General features: G+C 33.6%; 18 protein-coding genes. 4 read left to right on the top strand and 14 right to left on the bottom strand.

The window, feature by feature from the left end; genetic code table 11:
* Positions 1–11: 11 nt before the first annotated feature.
* From LQ617_RS13340 to LQ617_RS13275, 14 genes are all read right to left on the bottom strand, one after another.
* Positions 12–920, bottom strand: coding sequence for a sulfite exporter TauE/SafE family protein (locus tag LQ617_RS13340; protein WP_025907279.1), 909 nt, complete (start codon positions 918–920; stop codon positions 12–14).
* A gap of 21 nt (positions 921–941) precedes the next feature.
* A complete protein-coding gene (locus LQ617_RS13335) occupies positions 942–1,556 on the bottom strand; it encodes an NAD(P)-binding protein (RefSeq protein ID WP_239740574.1) in 615 nt (204 codons plus the stop codon).
* 25 nt (positions 1,557–1,581) lie between these two features.
* Positions 1,582–2,322 (bottom strand): sirohydrochlorin chelatase, encoded by a 741-nt coding sequence (locus LQ617_RS13330; protein WP_239740573.1) that lies wholly within the window; start codon positions 2,320–2,322, stop codon positions 1,582–1,584.
* 15 nt (positions 2,323–2,337) lie between these two features.
* Positions 2,338–3,108 carry a uroporphyrinogen-III C-methyltransferase gene (gene cobA / locus LQ617_RS13325; RefSeq protein WP_191836299.1) on the bottom strand — a complete coding sequence of 257 codons (771 nt, stop codon included), beginning with the start codon at positions 3,106–3,108 and terminating at the stop codon, positions 2,338–2,340.
* Between the two features lie 20 nt (positions 3,109–3,128).
* Entirely contained in the window at positions 3,129–4,832 is a 1,704-nt protein-coding gene (gene cysI / locus LQ617_RS13320) for an assimilatory sulfite reductase (NADPH) hemoprotein subunit (protein ID WP_481816979.1), read from the bottom strand.
* A 14-nt stretch (positions 4,833–4,846) separates the two neighbouring features.
* Positions 4,847–6,667 (bottom strand): assimilatory sulfite reductase (NADPH) flavoprotein subunit, encoded by a 1,821-nt coding sequence (locus LQ617_RS13315; protein ID WP_126477974.1) that lies wholly within the window; start codon positions 6,665–6,667, stop codon positions 4,847–4,849.
* A 102-nt stretch (positions 6,668–6,769) separates the two neighbouring features.
* Positions 6,770–7,501 carry a phosphoadenylyl-sulfate reductase gene (locus LQ617_RS13310; RefSeq protein WP_048540518.1) on the bottom strand — a complete coding sequence of 244 codons (732 nt, stop codon included), beginning with the start codon at positions 7,499–7,501 and terminating at the stop codon, positions 6,770–6,772.
* Positions 7,502–7,796: 295 nt separating this feature from the next.
* Entirely contained in the window at positions 7,797–9,419 is a 1,623-nt protein-coding gene (locus LQ617_RS13305) for a BCCT family transporter (protein WP_126477972.1), read from the bottom strand.
* Positions 9,420–9,758: 339 nt separating this feature from the next.
* Complete coding sequence (locus LQ617_RS13300; protein ID WP_049320490.1) at positions 9,759–10,448, bottom strand: LrgB family protein; 690 nt, start codon at positions 10,446–10,448, stop codon at positions 9,759–9,761.
* Positions 10,445–10,828: a CidA/LrgA family protein gene (locus LQ617_RS13295; RefSeq protein ID WP_048540515.1), complete on the bottom strand. Its 384-nt coding sequence runs from the start codon at positions 10,826–10,828 to the stop codon at positions 10,445–10,447. The genes LQ617_RS13300 and LQ617_RS13295 overlap by 4 nt, the downstream gene beginning before the upstream one ends.
* Positions 10,829–10,976: 148 nt before the next feature.
* The gene (gene cidR / locus LQ617_RS13290) at positions 10,977–11,873 is read right to left on the bottom strand and encodes a cidABC operon transcriptional activator CidR (RefSeq protein WP_239740572.1); all 897 of its coding nucleotides are present in this window, start codon (positions 11,871–11,873) and stop codon (positions 10,977–10,979) included.
* A gap of 35 nt (positions 11,874–11,908) precedes the next feature.
* Entirely contained in the window at positions 11,909–13,243 is a 1,335-nt protein-coding gene (locus LQ617_RS13285; protein WP_159316009.1) for a sodium-dependent transporter, read from the bottom strand.
* A 70-nt stretch (positions 13,244–13,313) separates the two neighbouring features.
* Positions 13,314–14,462, bottom strand: a complete 1,149-nt coding sequence (locus LQ617_RS13280; RefSeq protein WP_239740571.1) for an FAD-dependent oxidoreductase — start codon at positions 14,460–14,462, stop codon at positions 13,314–13,316.
* A gap of 13 nt (positions 14,463–14,475) precedes the next feature.
* On the bottom strand, positions 14,476–15,039 hold the full coding sequence (locus LQ617_RS13275; RefSeq protein ID WP_103361078.1) for a PadR family transcriptional regulator: 564 nt from the start codon (positions 15,037–15,039) through the stop codon (positions 14,476–14,478).
* A gap of 214 nt (positions 15,040–15,253) precedes the next feature.
* Between LQ617_RS13275 and scdA the strand changes: the two genes are divergently transcribed.
* The 4 genes from scdA (at position 15,254) to LQ617_RS13255 (ending at position 18,192) form a co-directional block, all read left to right on the top strand.
* The gene (gene scdA, locus LQ617_RS13270; RefSeq protein WP_239740570.1) at positions 15,254–15,937 is read left to right on the top strand and encodes an iron-sulfur cluster repair di-iron protein ScdA; all 684 of its coding nucleotides are present in this window, start codon (positions 15,254–15,256) and stop codon (positions 15,935–15,937) included.
* Between the two features lie 25 nt (positions 15,938–15,962).
* The gene (locus tag LQ617_RS13265) at positions 15,963–16,718 is read left to right on the top strand and encodes a class I SAM-dependent methyltransferase (protein WP_239740569.1); all 756 of its coding nucleotides are present in this window, start codon (positions 15,963–15,965) and stop codon (positions 16,716–16,718) included.
* Between the two features lie 58 nt (positions 16,719–16,776).
* The gene (locus LQ617_RS13260) at positions 16,777–17,214 is read left to right on the top strand and encodes a VOC family protein (RefSeq protein WP_239740568.1); all 438 of its coding nucleotides are present in this window, start codon (positions 16,777–16,779) and stop codon (positions 17,212–17,214) included.
* A 111-nt stretch (positions 17,215–17,325) separates the two neighbouring features.
* A complete protein-coding gene (locus LQ617_RS13255) occupies positions 17,326–18,192 on the top strand; it encodes a nuclease-related domain-containing protein (protein WP_239740567.1) in 867 nt (288 codons plus the stop codon).
* Positions 18,193–18,434 lie beyond the last annotated feature (242 nt).

Genomic DNA, 18,434 nt, shown 5'->3' with positions numbered 1-18,434 from the left:
ATTCACTCCTATTAATTAATTTGATCTACTTCTTTTGATTTTTGATTTTGAATATTAAAAGGAAATTTATTATGTTGGTAAAGTGTGAATAGTACTAGACCTAACCAAGCAAGGATAATAACACCTTTTATAATATTGACTGTTGCTTCACTGCTAATTAAAGTACCTAATAAAACGCTACTATTTGTAAATATGATTAGACCACCGACAAGTACCGCTAAAACGTACACCGGTAAAGTCTTCACTAACCATGCTGAGAACGGTGCTGCTACGACGCCACCAAATGCTAACGCAACGACAAGTAAAATGTTTATTTGGCTCCAACCTAAGAAGATAATAAATCCTAATGAAGTTGAAATTGTCACAAAGAACTCACTCGCTGAAACTGTTCCGATAACATATCTTGGTTCAATTTTATTTCTTGATAGTAATAATGGCGTGTTGACTGGACCCCAGCCACCACCACCAATTGCATCTAAGAATCCTGCAATTGCACCTTGTGGAACAAGTAATAAAGCTGAAAATCTGCCGTCTTTCACTTGTTGGTTTTGCTGTTTTTTAAATACAAATTGATAAATAATATAAATCCCCATTGATAATAAGAATAAGGCGATGAATGGTTTAATAAAATCACTGTGCAAGTTACTCAATACACCTGCACCGATAAATCCAGTTATCGCGCCTGGTAAAGCAAGCTTTAGAATGATGGACTTATCAACATTTTTAAACTTTAAATGTGAAAGTCCTGATGCTGCTGTTGTTGCCACTTCTGAAAAATGAATGGTTGCAGATGCGATTGCTGGTGCCACTCCAAAAGTTAATAGTAATGATGAAGAGGTTGCACCAAATCCCATCCCAAGAGAACCGTCTATAAGTTGTGCTAAAAAACCTACTAATGCAAATATCGTTAACTTTCGCATACGCTACTCCTCTCTGGCTTTCTATTTAAGTTGTCGTTTCAACCAATTGATGAATTTATTTTGCTCATCCGTATCAAAATATTGATGAGACAAAATGGTCTCTAATAATTGGTTTTTTTCTGTTTGATCTATTTCTAGTGATTTAATGATTGTGCGACATTCATATAAAAAATCTACATATTCTGTATAATCTACTGAATATTGTTGTTCTAAATCTTTCAAAATATTACGCACTAACTTTGGGCTTGCACCATTTGATGTGACGCTTATCTGCAACTTACCTCTATTTAATGTCCCAGGAAATATCACATTGCCATCTTGTGCATCACCGACCATGTTGATTAGACAATGTTTAGGGGCATTATCTTTAATGACATCGGTTATTTCTGGTGAGTTCGTGGCATTTATAATAAAATCAACATATTCTATATCAGATATTTCAAAGTCCTTTTTGTGCCATTTCAATTTCCTTTCAATTTCATACTGCTTTAACTTGTCAGTAAGTTCTGGTGAAATAACATGTATCAACGCTCCACTATTTATCAGTGTGTTCACTCTGTGTTCAGCAATTTTACCGCCACCAATAACTTTGACGATTTTATCTTGTAAATCTAAATTGATTGGAATGTATGCCACAATAAATCATCCTTTAATCTGATATTTAAACTGTTTGAGTCGTTAGTGTTTCTAACACGCGATCTTTCAATGCTTCTTGTATGGATGGATGATGACCTAAATGTTCGCATACGATGATGTCGCTTTTCGTATTATGCTCCGCTGCTGTTTGCTCTATGTGACGCTCTAAGACACCTGTAAACCAAAGATATGGCGCAATGAATACTTGTGAATGTTCTTCATGTAATGCATCTTGCAAAGCTTCTTCAAAAGATGGCTCACAAGCAGCTAAGTAACACACTTCTACATTTTTAAATGCTGTCGTTTCGTATAAGGATTGACCTATAGCTGTAATATCTATCTTCGTTTGCGGATTGTAACTGCCTCTTCCAACAACAAGTAATTTAGCATCTTCTTGAATCGCAACTTTCGTTTCTTCAATACGTTCTTTAAGAATGGCTGTTAATCTTGGTTGAACACCTAAAGGCTCTCCATAAGTAAAAGTTACTTCTGGATATTGTGTCTTAATTTCATTTATCTCTTTCGGTATATCTTTAAAATAATGACCTGCACTTAGTAACAATACGGGTATAACGGATATCTCGGTTGCACCTTTCGCTATAAGCTTTTCAACGCCTTGATGAATATCTGGTTGTGCTAATTCTAAGAAACAAATTTCTTGTAACGGTATATCAATAGACTGTTTCACTGATTCAATAAAAGAAATTGCCTCATCTGTCGCTTCTTTAATTCTGCTACCGTGACTGACATATAACACGCCTATCATTGTATCCCTCCAGTATTAATAAATAAGTTGTGGAACGTTCTGTTCTGATGCCACTTCTTCAAACCAGCTCATGCGTTCTCTCAGTTTGACGACTTCTCCAATAACAATCATTGCAGGGTTTGTAATTTGATGTGATTTCTCTACAATGTCTTCTAAAGTCCCTGTCACTGTTACTTGTTTCTGTGAAGTTCCACAATGAATTAATGCTACTGGTGTTTGAATATCTTTACCGTGTTTCACTAATAATTTTTGAATATCAGGTAACTTCTTTACACCCATATAAATACAAAGTGTTTCTGGTCCTAGTGCTAAGTGTTTCCAATATTCATCTTCATCAACACTGTCTTTCATAACACCTGTTATAAAGGCAACAGATGAACTATAATCTCTATGTGTCACTGGAATACCAGCATAAGCTGGTGCCGCAACACCAGCAGTAATACCTGGAACTACTTCGAACGGAATATCATAGTTCTTTAATGTTTCTGCTTCCTCGCCACCACGACCAAAGATAAATGGATCGCCACCTTTAAGTCTTGTTATGGTGTAACCTTCTAGAGAAAGTTTTACGAGCAATTCATTAATTTCATCTTGAGTTAAAGAATGCTTATTCGGACTTTTACCACAATAAATCATTCTCGTGTCTTCAGTTGCATAATCTAATAATGCTTTATTAACGAGTCGGTCATATAATATGACATTAGACTGTTTAATGGCTTTAATACCTTTAACTGTTATTAAATCTGGATCGCCCGGTCCAGCACCAACCAAGAATACTTTCCCCATTCTTACACCCCATTTTCTGATTAACTATGGAAGTCTTGCCCTGATTGCACTTCTTTAATTATGCCTTTACGGATAACAAAGTCTCCAAAGTGTTCTCCATCATTTTTTTCTTTACCGTATTGAATCAGAATTGGTTTTAAGCTTTCTAAAATCTCATCTTCACCAATATTTTCTTTAAATAATTTATTTAAACGATTTCCAGTGAATCCGCCGCCAAGGTACATATTATATTTACCTGGCGCTTTACCGATAAATGCAATTTCAGCTAATGCTGGTCTTGCACATCCATTTGGACAACCAGTCATTCGAATCGTAATTTCTTCTTCATTTAAACCTGCTTCATCTAAAAGTCCTTCAATTTTATTGATCAGTGTTGGAAGGTAACGTTCTGATTCAGCCATTGCTAAACCACATGTTGGAAATGCAACACATGCCATTGAATTTCTTCTAAGTCCTGTATAATGTTCACCATCTGTTATGCCGTATTGATCAATAATTTTTTGAATTTGTTGTTTTTTACTTTTGGCAACATTGGCAATAATTAAGTTCTGGTTTGGTGTTAAACGGAAGTCACCTGTATGAATTTCAGCTATTTCTCTCAAGGCTGTCTTCAATTTGTAATCAGAAGTATCTTTGACACGTCCATTTTGAATAAATAATGTAAAGTGCCATTTTCCGCTTCCTTCAGTCCAACCGTATCGGTCACCATTATGTTCAAATTCAAATGGTTTCGCCTCTTCAATTTCCCAACCTAAACGTTTATTCAATTCTTCACGAATAAAATCAACACCTAGACGATCAACAGTATATTTAAATCGTGCATTCTTTCTGTTTTCTCTATTACCATAATCACGTTGGATAGTTAAAATCTTCTCACAAACATCTACCGCTTCTTCTTTAGGGAAGTAGCCTAATAGACGTCCTACTTGAGGGTATGTCTTCGTATCACCGTGTGTCATACCCATACCGCCACCGACTGTCACATTAAATCCTACTAATTGATCATCTTCAATAACTGCAATCAATCCGATATCTTGTGAATAAACATCAATATCATTTGATGGTGGTACAGCGATACCGATTTTGAATTTTCTTGGCAAGTATGTCTTACCGTACATTGGTTCAATTTCTTCTTTTGTATCGACTATTTTTTCATCGTCTAACCAAATCTCATGATACGCACCAGTTTGAGGTGATAAATGATCACTTATTTTTGTAGCAAGTGTGTCTACTTCTTTGTGCACGCCTGACTGATATGGATTTGGATTACACATGACGTTTCTGTTAACGTCACCACATGCTGCTAATGAATCCATAACAGCATGGTGGATACTTTGCATTGAACTTTTTAAGTTTCTTTTTAAGATGCCGTGGAATTGAAATGCTTGTCTTGTTGTCAATTTGATTGTGTTGTTAGCGTATTCTGTTGAAATATCATCCATCGCAATCCATTGATCAGCAGTAGCCGTACCACCTGGAACTCTTACTCTAATCATGAAACTATATGCTGGTTCTAACTTTTGTTTACGACGCTCATCACGAATATCCCTATCATCTTGCATATAACTACCATGGAATTTAAGTAATTTAGTATCATCTTCAGCTATTGCTCCAGTTATTTCATCTGCTAAACCTTCTTTAATTGTTCCTCTTAAATAATTACTTCTATTCTTAATGTGTTCCATTTCATCTAATTTGTCGGATAAATTAGTTTGAGTGCTCACAATATTGCCCCCTCTTAATAAATATCTCTTTGATATCTTCTCTCTTTTTTCAATTCAGTTAAAAATGCTTCTGCTTCTTCTTCGTTATAATGCCCTTCTTTTTGAATGACATTTAAAATGGATTGATGCACATCTTTAGCCATATGTTTTTCATCTCCACATACATAGATAGCTGCACCTTCTTGAATCCATTGATAAAATTCTTTACTGTTTTCTTCAATTCTGTGTTGTACATATACTTTTTCTTCTGAATCTCTTGAGAACGCGACACTTAATTTATCAAGCACGCCATCTTTCAACCAACCTTGCCATTCTGTTTGGTATAAAAAGTCTGTCGTAAAGTGTTGTTCACCGAAGAATAACCAAGCTTTATTAGTAAGCTCTAATTCTTCTTTTTCTTGAATATATGATCTAAATGGTGCAACACCTGTACCTGGACCAATCATAATGACAGGCGTTTCACTTGTTTTAGGGAACTTAAAGTTCGGATTCTTCTTCAAGTAAATTGGTACTGTATCACCTGGTTGTAATCGTTCTGCAAATTGAACTGAGCAAACACCTTTTCTATCTCTATCATGAGAATGGTAACGAACTGCTCCAATTGTTAGATGTACTTCATCAGGTGCTGCTTGATGACTACTTGCGATTGAATATTCACGAGCTGGCAATTTCCTCAATATTTGATGTAAAGCATCTGGTTGTAAATCTTCAGGTGGAAAATCGTTTAATAAGTCTATAAAATCGCGACCTTCAACGTAACCGTATATCCATCTATCTTTTTTAACTTTTTCAGATAACACGCCATTACCAAAGATATTCGCAGCTTTAGTGACGATTGGTTTAGTTAATTTAGTAATTTCGAAATGATTAGTTAATGCATCACGTAAAGTTAACGTATCTCCTGAATCATTAATTGGTACGATTTCTTCAGGATCCCAAACGAGTGTTTCAATTAACTCTGATACAATTTCAGGATCATTTTTCGGGAATATGCCGATACAGTCACCTGGTTCAAATGAATCATTGAAACCTTCTAAAGAAAGTTCTATATGTCTAACTTCTTTATTTGAACCTCTACCATTCAAGTTAATATTTTCTAAAATTTCAGCTTCGTATGGATTCGAGCGTGAATACGTTTGAGTAGCTGATAAATCTTCAGCTTCTAATTTAACGGGTTCTTCTGCTGTTTGACCTGATACTTGGCCAATTGAATTTAAAATGTCTTCCATCCATTTTTCAGCAGGTTCATCAAAGTCTAAATCACAATCTACTCTTGGATGTATTCTCTCTGCACCTAACTCTTCTAATCTCTTATCAAAATCTTTACCAGTCTGACAGAAGAATTCATACGATTCATCTCCAAGTGCTAGCACTGAGAATCTTACATCATTCAACTTAGGTGCCTTACGACTATGTAAAAACTCATGGAACGTAATTGCGTTATCTGGTGGATCTCCTTCTCCATGAGTCGCTGTGATAATAAATAAGTCTTCTACTTTCTTTAAATCTTTTGTCTTAAAATCTTCCATACATGCAAGATTGACATTGAATGATTTTTCTTTTAATTTACTTTCTAACGTTTCAGCTAAACCTTGAGCATTACCAGTTTCAGAACCAAACAATACCGTAATATCTCTTTTCTTAAACTTAGGTTCACTGCTCACTGCCGTAGATTGCTCAACTACAGGCGCACTTGCTTGACCACCTTGTACGACTGACGCCGATAAGTAACCACTCAACCAAATCTTTTGTTCATTTGTAAGTGTTGCAAATACTTGATTTAACTTTTCTGACTGCTCTTGATTAAAAGGGCTATTTGTTACTGATAATTCCAAAGATGTCACCTCATCCTGTCCAATTATTTAAGTTTTAAATACTATTCTTATGGGAATAGTCTGATTTATGCTAAAAAAAGATTAATAAATCTCTTAATTAGATTACTTAGGTTTATTATTTACTGTATGCAAACCACATTCAGTTTTGTTGAAATTCGTCCATCTTCCTTCACGTGAATCACCTGACGAAGATACTTGAGCTGTACAAGGAATACATCCAATACTCGGATAATTAAAGTCATGAAGTTCATTGTAGGTTAAATCGTGGCGTTCGATATATGCCCATACATCGTCCCAAGTCCAATAAATTAAAGGACAAACTTTTATAGATTTAAATCTTTCATCTTTATTAATAAAATCGGTATTTTGTCTACTTGGAGATTGTTCTCTTCTTAATCCTGAGACCCAAGCAGTAGCGCCCGATAATACTTCTTCTAACGGTTTAATCTTTCTGATATAACAACATTGATTCGGGTCACTTGTCCATAGTGCCGGTTCATATTGATCTGCTTGTTGCTCTAGCGTTAAATCTGGCTTTTTAAGTTCAATATTTAATGTTGGATATCTTTCTTTCACACGGTCAATCAAATCGTATGTTTCTTGAAAATGTAAGTCAGTATCTAAGAAAACAATTTTGGCATCTGGTTTAACTTTTGATATTAAATCTATCAAAATCATACCCTCTGCCCCAAAACTACATGAATATACGATAGAATCTCCATAATGTTCATACGCCCATTTAATTATTTGATATGCACCTTTAGTTTCATCGTCAATATCAATATCTTTAAAAGGATCAGTGTCAAAACGTTCATATGTTAACACTTCGGCCATGATATATAACGTCCTCCTTATACTTATTTCTACAAGCTTTTTAAGTTTAAAATCAATGTTTTTAACAGAATTTATTTTAAACAGATAAGTTTACTAAGAAATAATAAATTATGATGATTAGCATACCCGATACATCATATGATGTCAACTGTTCTTTTTGAATTTTCAGTCAATTTAATGAAGAAATTATTCACTCAAAATGATAGCCGTTGCGAACACTTCAGTGTTAGATTGTTTTAAAAAATTAAGATATAAAAATTTCCAACAAAATCATGTGATTTTGTTGGAATTTTCTTTATAAGTTATCGTCTTCTTTTTCTGCTCGTACTTGAACGATTCTTAATGATCGTCGTTCAACTGCTTTTAATTTTTCAGCTCGTTCTTCTAATTTAATTCGATCTCCGCCTAGTGTCCGGATAAATGAAACCATCATCATCACAAATATAACAGTTAGTGGCACACTCGCTAATATGGATGCGGTCTTCAAGACGTCTAACGCGCGTTCTCCACCTACTAACATTAATGAAAATGGCAATAAGCATAATGCAAACGCCCAGAATAAACGATTTGCTTTTAATGGTTCGTCTATAACTTCTTTTTGAGTTGCTGCTGCTAATATATATGATCCTGAATCAAATGTTGTTGCTAAATATAAGAATGCTGAGATTAAGAATAGGACAATCATTACTTTTGGAAATGGTAATTGATGCATCACTTCTATTATAGTGGCTTCAGCGCTATGTTGATTCAAGAATTGAATGACATCAAATTGTCCTGAAATTTGCAAGAACACTGCATAGTTACCAAAGATACCAAAGAATAATACACACCCTAAAGTCCCATAAATAATTGTACCTAATACGACTTCTTTTAACGTACGACCTTTGGAAATTCTGGCAATAAATAAGCCAATAAATGGTGCATATACTAACCACCAAGACCAATAGAATATCGTCCAATCTTGAGGGAAGTTTGTTTCTTTTCTATCACCAATACCGCCAAATGGTTCTAACCATGTAGCCATTCTAAAGAAATTCTTCAACATATTTCCTAATCCTGATACAGTCGTTTCCATAATAAATATCGTTGGTCCGACAATCAGTACGATTCCTAAAATTAAGAATGTTAGCCAAACGTTAATATCGCTTAATTTTTGTATACCTTTTTTCAGACCTGTATAAGAACTAAATGCAAAGATGACCGTAATGATGAGCAAGATAATACTTCTCATAACCATATTCTCACCATCAAGTCCTGTGAGTCGCTCTATCCCTGCAGAAATCATTGGCACACCCAAGGCTAATGATGTTGCTGCACCACCTAATAATCCAAAAATAAATAAAATATCTACAATTTTGCCGAGTAATTTATCCGTTTGACCTTTTAAAATTGGTCTACATGCTTGGCTGATTTTATAGATTGGTTTCTTCTTAACAAATACTAAATAACCAATTGGCAATGCAGGTAACACATAAATCGCCCAAGCTATTGGTCCCCAATGAAACATGCCATACATTGTTGCATACTCGAGTGCTTCATCTGTCATACTACCTGCACCATACGGTGGCACTTGATAATAGTATGCCCATTCGATGACACCCCAGTATAAAATGTCTGAACCGATACCCGCACAAAACAGCATCGAAATCCAACTAAAATTATTAAATTCAGGTTTATCACTTGCTTTACCTAAAGTGACATTCCCGTATTTCCCAAACGCTATGTATAATACAAATGCAAAAACAATCAATCCAAGTAATAGATACCATGCACCTAATGAATCCGAAATAATATCATTGATACTTGTGATGACTTCTTGACTAGCTTTAGGGAATACCATCATCGGTATAACAGCGATAAGTAATACTGCAACCGTCCCATAAAATGTCCACCAGTCCATTACTTTATGTTTCTTCACTTCTGAACACTCCTCGTTGTCGATTAATGTACATCGTTAAATAATCATTTTTAATGAACACGATGATTTAAATCACAATGAAGACGATATAGAAGTTTTAATAAAAATGCAAATTACATACAATGAAAAGCATCATTACTTATGAATAAATATATATAAATCGCATTTTATAATCATTATAAATATTGCTACAACGGTTGTGTTAAGTTAAAATTTAACGAACATAACAAATCTAACGTACTTTTATTATGTATTTTTATACATATTTCATGAATATAAATTTATATAAAAAAGAAGGAAATATGACATGAATTTTGCCATTTCTCCTTCTATATCTCATTAAATATAAGTGGTCATTAAATAAAGTACCGGTAACATAATCGCACTGAGTACAGCTGTTAAAATCATACCTATTGTACTAAACGCACCTGCTTCAATATTAGATTCCAAAGCTTTGGCTGTACCAAACGCATGTGAAGCATTACCATACGTTAAACCTTTCGCTAAATCACTTTTAAACTTCGCTTTACTAATATAAAAATTACCTAAAATACTACCAATTAAACCTGTCGCTATAATAAACATTACCGTTATTGTATCTGTGCCACCCATTTGGTGAGACACTTCAATACCTACTGCTGCTGTCATCGATCTAGGTAAAATTGTGACAATCGTTGAACTCGGATATCCCATTATATATAGAACGCCATAAATGAGGACAAAGTTAACCATGATACCAGCTAATACACTTGAAATAATAATTTTGAAGTTCGCGACAATCAACTTTCTATATTTATATAACGGATAAGCTAAACTCACAACTGAACAATCTAAAAATTGATGAATCCATGAACCACCTACCATGTAGTCTTTGTAATTCATACCTAACACTAATAAAATTGTGACAATCATAATTGAAGCAATCAGTGCTGGATTGAGTATAGGATGTTTGTATTTAATTTGTAATTTCTTAGCGATGATAAAACAAGCTAATGTTAAAAGTACCATCAATAAAGATTGTATAATCATGATGCATTCTCCTTATCCGTTTTATTAATATTTAAAAACTTCTCACAAACATAACCAGATGACAGTGCTACCAAACTTGTACTCACAATGAGTAACACGACCATAATGATATAACCTGGTCCAATCTGATCTGCAATATCCATTATGCCTACAATTGAAGGCACAAAGAATAGAATCATTACATTAATTAATTTATTAGCACCGACTTCTATCCATCGTTCAGGTAAAATACCTGTTAGAAGTAATAAAAATAATAATGCTAGTCCAACAATACTACCTGCAATTGGTATATGTAATATTTCTTGAAGCCATTTACCAATTTGAGTAATCATATATATGAGAGATACTTGAAATAGTATCTTAATAAACAATTTAATCATATGCGCTCATCCTTTTAATAAGACTTATAGACAATATTATAGGACGGTTCAAAGTATTAATAAAATACATATTATCGATTTAACATATTCCGTATTGGAATAGTTTAAAAATATCATTACTGCTCAAAGCAAGAAACAGGCTAGAACATTATGTTCCGGCCTGCTTCTTGATTAGTGATTCTTTTAGAAATAATATCCATTCTTTAGTAACTCTGTTAACATAGGCACCCTTTTTCCAAATTAATCCGAGATGCCAATATATCTTTTCACCTTCAAGTTCAATCATTGTCACATCATCACTCATTTGTTCAGCAATACTTTGTGGCACAATAGATAGACCAAGTCCTCTTTCTATCATATTGCTGATAAAGGTAAGCTGTGATATTTTAGCAACTGTCTTTGGATAGAATCCCTCTTTTCGACAGTTCTCAATAATCATATCTCTTAAATAATAGTCATCGTGAAACAAGACAAATTCTTCATCTTTCAATTCACTGATTGATACTTGACGTCTTTCGGCAAGTTGATGTGACTTATTCACTACTAAAAACAATTCCTCTTTATAAAGTGGCACGCTGTTATATTTAGATGAGTCTACTGGTAATGTCGTCACACCAATATCTACTTCATCTTTATTAATATAATGTTCTACCGCTTTACCGCCACCTTCAGTAACTTCGTATGTGACGTTAGAATATTTACCATGAAAATTCTCGAGACTATCTGTTATAAGATCCACTTTAATCATAGGCGACAAACCTAATCTAATATGTCCACGTTGAACTTCAAAGATATCATTCAGTTCGAGCGTCAAATGATCAAACAGCGTTAAGAATTCTACTGCTTTATCGTAAAATACTTCGCCAGTATCTGTTAGTTTAATGTGTTTTTGTGAACGATCAAATAGCGTGATACCAAATTCATTTTCAAGATTTTTTACAGCTTTACTAATTGTAGATTGCGCGACAAATAAATGTTCTGCTGCTTGGGTCATACCACCATTTCTAACAATTTCCACAAAATATTTTAACTGTTTAAACTCCATTTGCTATACCTCATTTCATGGATTTCGTGACAGACTTAAAGTGAACATATAAATACGATAAGTATAATAATCGGAATGATATATCTCATTAAGAATTTCCATAATTTAAACCATTTTAAAGACAGTTGATTCCCCATTTGGAATTCTCGTTTTACGATAGCTTGATCCATTCTAAACGAAATAAATATTGCGATTAGTAAACAGCCAATTGGCAATAATATGTTGCTCACTAAATAATCTGTTGCATCAAATATAGACTTTCCAAAAATCGAAACATCTGCAAGAACACCATATGATAGTGATGACGGAATACAAGCGATAAATGTCAATAACCCTAATATCCACACTATTTTTGAACGTGATCTTTTACCTTCTTTTTCGAAAGCTGAAATGATAATTTCAAATTGACTAAATGAAGAAGTCAATGTCGCAAATAAGAATAACAGTAAAAATAACGTTAAGAATACTGAACCAAATGCCATTTGACCAAATACATTAGGTAATACGATAAATAATAATCCAGGACCTTCAGTAGGTTCTAATGAGAATGCAAATACAACCGGGAATATCGCCATTCCTGCTAATATAGACACGATAATATTCATAATCGATACTGACATAGCTGACGTTGGTAAGCTTTCCTTTTTACTTAAATACGAACTATAAGTAACCATACATGAGAATCCAACAGCTAACGCGAAGAATGACTGACCTAACGCATACAATACACCTTCAGCTGAGAAATCTTCAAAGTTGAAACTAAAGAAGAACGATAATCCTTCAGACGCACCTTCTAAAGTTACTGCTCTCACAACAAGAATAATAAAGAATATAAATAATAAAGGCATTAATACATTATTTGCACGTTCAATACCTTTTTTAATGCCAAAGTTTAACACAACAACATTCATTAAAATAAAGACAAACACACCGATTAATACAGTAAATGGCTCTCCTATAATTTGTTCAAAGACTTTACCGTAGTTTGTACCATCAGATATAAGATTGCCTGTTAATCCCAATGCTGTATAAATTGTAATCCAACCACCTACAACACTGTAAAAGGATAATAATAAGAAACATCCAATAACACCAAGTCTGCCCGTTATTCTCCATGGTGATTTTGGTGCTAGCGTATCATAGGCTGCAACAGCTTCTTTGTTTGTTGCACGTCCAATGATAAATTCCGAAATCAACATCGGTAAGCCAATAAATAATGTAAATATAATAAATAACAATAAGAAGGCGCCACCACCGAATTGACCTGCAACATAAGGAAACTTCCATATTGCGCCAATACCGATTGCAGCACCTGCTGATGCCATAATAAATCCTATCTTAGATGACCATTGATCTCTTTGTTTGACCATGTTATCACTCCATTCAGTTCTTCCTTAATTGAAGTATAACGTAAATTAATCATCTACACAGTAAGAATTTTTATGACATTTGTTCTACATCTGTAAATATACTGCCCATTTTTTCAGCAGCATTATCCGAAAACATTAAATCTAAATTATCTTGAGATTCTTGTGCATGTTCTTCAGAAGCTTTGTACATTTCATCTTCGTAAGCTGTTATCACATCTTCTAAATTGTCATGATTTTTAAATGCGCGTGCTAATAAATACGCATCATATAGTGCTGTATTAACACCTTCACCAGCGAATGGACTCATAACGTGAGCCGCATCACCTAACAATGTCACATTCGATTGACGATTCCATTTGAAACCAATTGGCAATTTATAAATTCTTCTAAATAAAGCTTGATCATCAGCGTATGAAATGTATTTTAAAAGCTCTTTATCCCAATCTTTAAAATCTTGTAATAAACGTGATTTTAGTTGGTCAGGAGACAAAGCTTTATACTTATCTAGATCTTTATATGGCATGCGATAAGTGACATAAACTTTAATCGATCCATCACCATTCAATTGCCCGAGTATAGCTTGATCACCGCCAAGCGCCATGATTTTACCATTCTTATTAAAAGCAGCTAAATCTGGAAATTGTTGTTTCACATCAGAAACGTTTAGTTCGACCATTGAAATACCTGTATAGCTGATTTCTTGCTCTGTTATAAATGGTCTCACTTTAGAAAATGATCCATCTGCACCGACTACAACATCAAAGATTTCACTCACATTATGATTAAAAGTGACTTTAACTTTATGATTATCTAACGTTTCGATTGCTTTAAATTCATAATGATAACGGATGTTTTCTGGATTGATTTCGTTAAGAATCATATCGCAAAGTTCACCACGATCAATCTCTGGTCTTCCACCTTCACCTTCTGCATCATCTTCAAAATACAATGTGCCATCTGGTCCTAGAATTTTTGTATCTTCGCCTTCAAATCTTGCCATACTTTTAAATGTTTCAATAAGACCAGCTTCTTTAATCGGCAATTGTCCGGATTCTTCGTGAATGTCTAACGAACCCCCTCTATTGCCATTAATATTGCGCTCACCTTTTTCAAATATCGTAAATGGAATCCCTTGTTTCTGTAATAACAAACCGAGCATTAAGCCACCAGGACCTCCACCTATAATTGCGACTTTATTATTTATATTGCTTTTCAACATGTTTACCTTCTTTTTAGTTTTTATATAAGTTTTTTGCTTTTTCTTTTGTTTCATTTATAAATGATTCGAATTTCGCTTTTTTCTCATCATCTTCTACTGCTTCTCTTCCCGCTAACATAATTTCTTTAAATAAATCTCTAAGTTGATTTCGTGCATCTTCCATTGCTTTAATATCAACATTTTGGAATCCTTCTAATCGTTTCGTAAATTCATCTTGATCGATGTTTTCATTTAAAAATGTTTCGCCTTCATCTGTAATTGTATAAACTTTTTTATTACCATCTTTAGAAATTGATACAAAGTCTCTATCTTCTAACATTTGTAAAATTGGATAAACTGAACCTGGACTTGGTGCATAGAATCCTTTGAATCTTTCTTCTAAATCTTTAATGACTTGATAACCATGTTTTGGTTCTTCTTTTAACATTTTTAAAATAATAAATTGTAAGTTCCCTTTCTTAAAGAAACGATCTCTTCCCGGATGACCGCCAAAACCTCTGCCAAAATCAAAGCCATCACGATTCATCATATGACCTCTGTGATTGTTAAATCTTCCCTCAAAATTTCTTCTAAACATATAATCACCTTTCTTCTTTTCGATATATCGTTATATTATCCGATATATCGAAAAGAGTCAAGCGATATATCGGAATAAATTTTATCGACATATTTTCATACCATATTTTTTACAATTTTATGTAATTTTCATGGAATTCCCTAATACTGAGAATGTTTCTCATATAATATAATTGAGATATATAGAAGGTAAATATTTTAAAGGAGGTCATTACATGATTACTAAAGAGCGTCATGTTGCTGATGTCGTAACAGATATTCCAAAGTCTGCTGATATTTTTCGTAAATACGGTATCGACTTTTGTTGTGGAGGTGATGTATCCATTGATGAAGCCGTGTCTAAGAATAAAAAGGTCGATTTAGAAACATTGTTAAATCAACTCAATAGCATACCTGTAGATCAACAAAATGGTGGAATTGATATTAAATATTTAGATGCTGCTTCACTTATTCAGTACATTCAATCTCGGTATCATGAAGCTTTGAGAACTGAATTTCAAAACTTAACGCCTTATGTTACAAAGTTGGCTAAAGTTCACGGTCCAAGTCATCCATATTTATTAGAACTAAAGGACTTATATACTAAACTGAAGTCTGCATTATTAGAACATATTGACGAAGAAGATCATCAGTCGTTCCCTAAACTTTTAGATGTATCAGCAGGTAAACAAGTTGATCAATTAAACGAAACGATTACATCTTTAGTTGATGAACATGATGAAGCTGGACAATTATTACGAGAGATACGTACCATCACAAACGATTACCAACCGCCTCTAGAAGCATGTGGTACATGGAGACTTGTCTATCAACGTTTAGAACAATTAGAACGCGACACACATGAACATGTTCATTTAGAAAACCACGTATTATTTAAGAAATACAAACATCTACTTTAAAAACTTTTTAAAGGAATGATTCATTATGAAAAAAGAAGCTGGACATACATTTTTAGCGAAGTTAGGTAAGAAAAGATTAAGACCTGGTGGAAAAATTGCGACAGATTGGCTTATTAAAAAAGGCCATTTCACGAGAGATAAATATGTATTAGAAGTTGGATGCAATATGTGTACAACAGCTATGCAAATTGCGAAAACTTACGGATGTAGAATTGAAGGTGTCGACATAAATGCTAAAGCTCTAGAAAAAGGTATTAAAAATGTATCATCTGCAAACTTATCTCATTTAATAAATGTTCAAAAAGCTAATGCGATGAACTTACCATTTGAAGATGAACAATTTGATATCGTATTAAATGAAGCGATGCTTACGATGCTGCCAATTAAAGCGAAAGAACAAGCATTAAAAGAATATTACCGCGTCTTGAAACCAGGTGGCATCGTATTAACACATGATATCGCCATTATTAATGTTAAATCTAAAGATGAAATTATCCATCATTTAAGTGATGCCATTAACGTTAAAGTAACCCCATTACCAACAGCAGAATGGTATAAACTTTATCAAGATGCTGGCTTCAAACAAATAGAATCGCACATTGGCGCGTTAACACTGATGACGCCAGCTGGCATGATACGAGATGAAGGTGTATTAGGTACGCTTAAAATTATAAAAAATGCCTTAAAAAAAGAAAATCGCTCTATGTTCTTTAATATGTTTAAAACAATGAAACGATATAAAAAAGATATGAATTATATTGTTCATGCTGTTAGGAAATAACCGTCTCAACAGATATAATAGTTATAATATAACTATTAACTGAATTGGAGATGTAAACATGAAATTAAATAAAATGGACCATGTAGGTATTATCGTTGAAGATTTAGAATCTGTTAAAGCATTTTTTACTACGTTAGGATTGGAACTGATCGGAGAACAAAATATTAACGGTGAATGGATTGGCAATATTTATGGTGTAGATGCTTTAGAAGCAAGCATTGCTATGATGAAAGTTCCTCACGATGAAACAGCTATAGAACTCATACAATTTCGTGACCAATCATCAACGACCAACAAATCTATACATTTCCCAAGAAATGTAGGTGCTAGTCATTTTGCATTTTCAGTTCAAAATATTGAACAAGTTGTAGAACAATTGGCCACAACATCTTCTCAAGTGATCGGAGAAATTACGCAATTCGAAGACATCTACAAATTGTGTTATATCAAAGGTCCAGAAGGTATTTATATCGAATTAGCAGAAAAACTCAAATAAGTTATAATAAAAACATTTTGGAAATCAAGATAATCGGTTTCTAAAATGTTTTTATTTGTATTTTAGTGGAATATTATATATAATAAATGTAAAAAAATAGGAGGTTGATAGATGGTACTCACACTATATAACAAGGCAATCTTTGGTCGAATAGATGCCAATCAAGACACCCAAGAAATTTATCGACAAATCCAAGGAGAAGAAGGTGAACAAATTGTACAACAAATGTTAGATAAAGAACTTAAGTTAAATTATGTACATAACATTGAATTAAATATAAAGAACCAAATTCAACTCGATTTCCTCATTGTAGATGATGATAAGATGATTAATTTAGAAGTCAAACACTATAAAGGCGACTACTATATCATCGATAATCAAATGAAAAATAGTTACGGGAATATATTCCAAACCCCTTTTTCACAAATGAAAAGAGCCGAATATGAACTTGAATTGATTAAATCACATCTCAATATTAAACGAGATATTATATCTTATCTCGTATTTACAAACCCCACATTTACACTTCACTCTGACATACCTAATCGTAAACAGGTACTGTTACCAACAGAGTTACACAAAATTCCTAAGTTATTTAATAATTTTAAAGTAGACGAAAATAGAGCCATCCTCAATAAAATCAAAACACTTAAACAAGATTTTTCGAAGACCTACCCTAGACATATAATTCCATTCGAACAAATCAAACCAGGCTTAAGATGCCCACATTGCCGTAAAATCAACCAAATACAATTAGATAAACGAATGCGATTCGGTCATTGTATGTATTGCTCAAGACATATACAGAGACAGTTACTCTACTTAGAAAATTTAAAAGAATTATACGTATTAAAGAATGGGCCATTTACTTTAAAAGAAGCAGAATTGTGGTGTGGTGGGGATAGATGGGCAATTAGGCAAATATGTAATAAATATTTTAAGAAAGAAGGTGATTATATGTACCGATACTTCTTATGAGGCAACTAAAATGTATGTTTGTTTGTAACTCGTGAGTTTATTTCAGCTTTAACTCACATCTTTGCGAATCTCGTGAGTTTACTTCAGCTTTAACTCACATCTTTGTGAATCTCGTGAGTTTATTTAGACTTTAACTCACATCTTTGTGAATCTCGTGAGTTTATTTCAGCTTTAACTCACATCTTTGCGAATCTCGTGAGTTTACTTCAGCTTTAACTCACATCTTTGTGAATCTCGTGAGT

It is taken from the genome of Mammaliicoccus sp. P-M59 (assembly GCF_022386135.1).
GTDB lineage: Bacteria > Bacillota > Bacilli > Staphylococcales > Staphylococcaceae > Mammaliicoccus > Mammaliicoccus sciuri_A.
The sequence above is the reverse complement of the archived record's forward strand: the minus strand, read 5'-3'. Positions and strand labels throughout refer to the sequence as shown.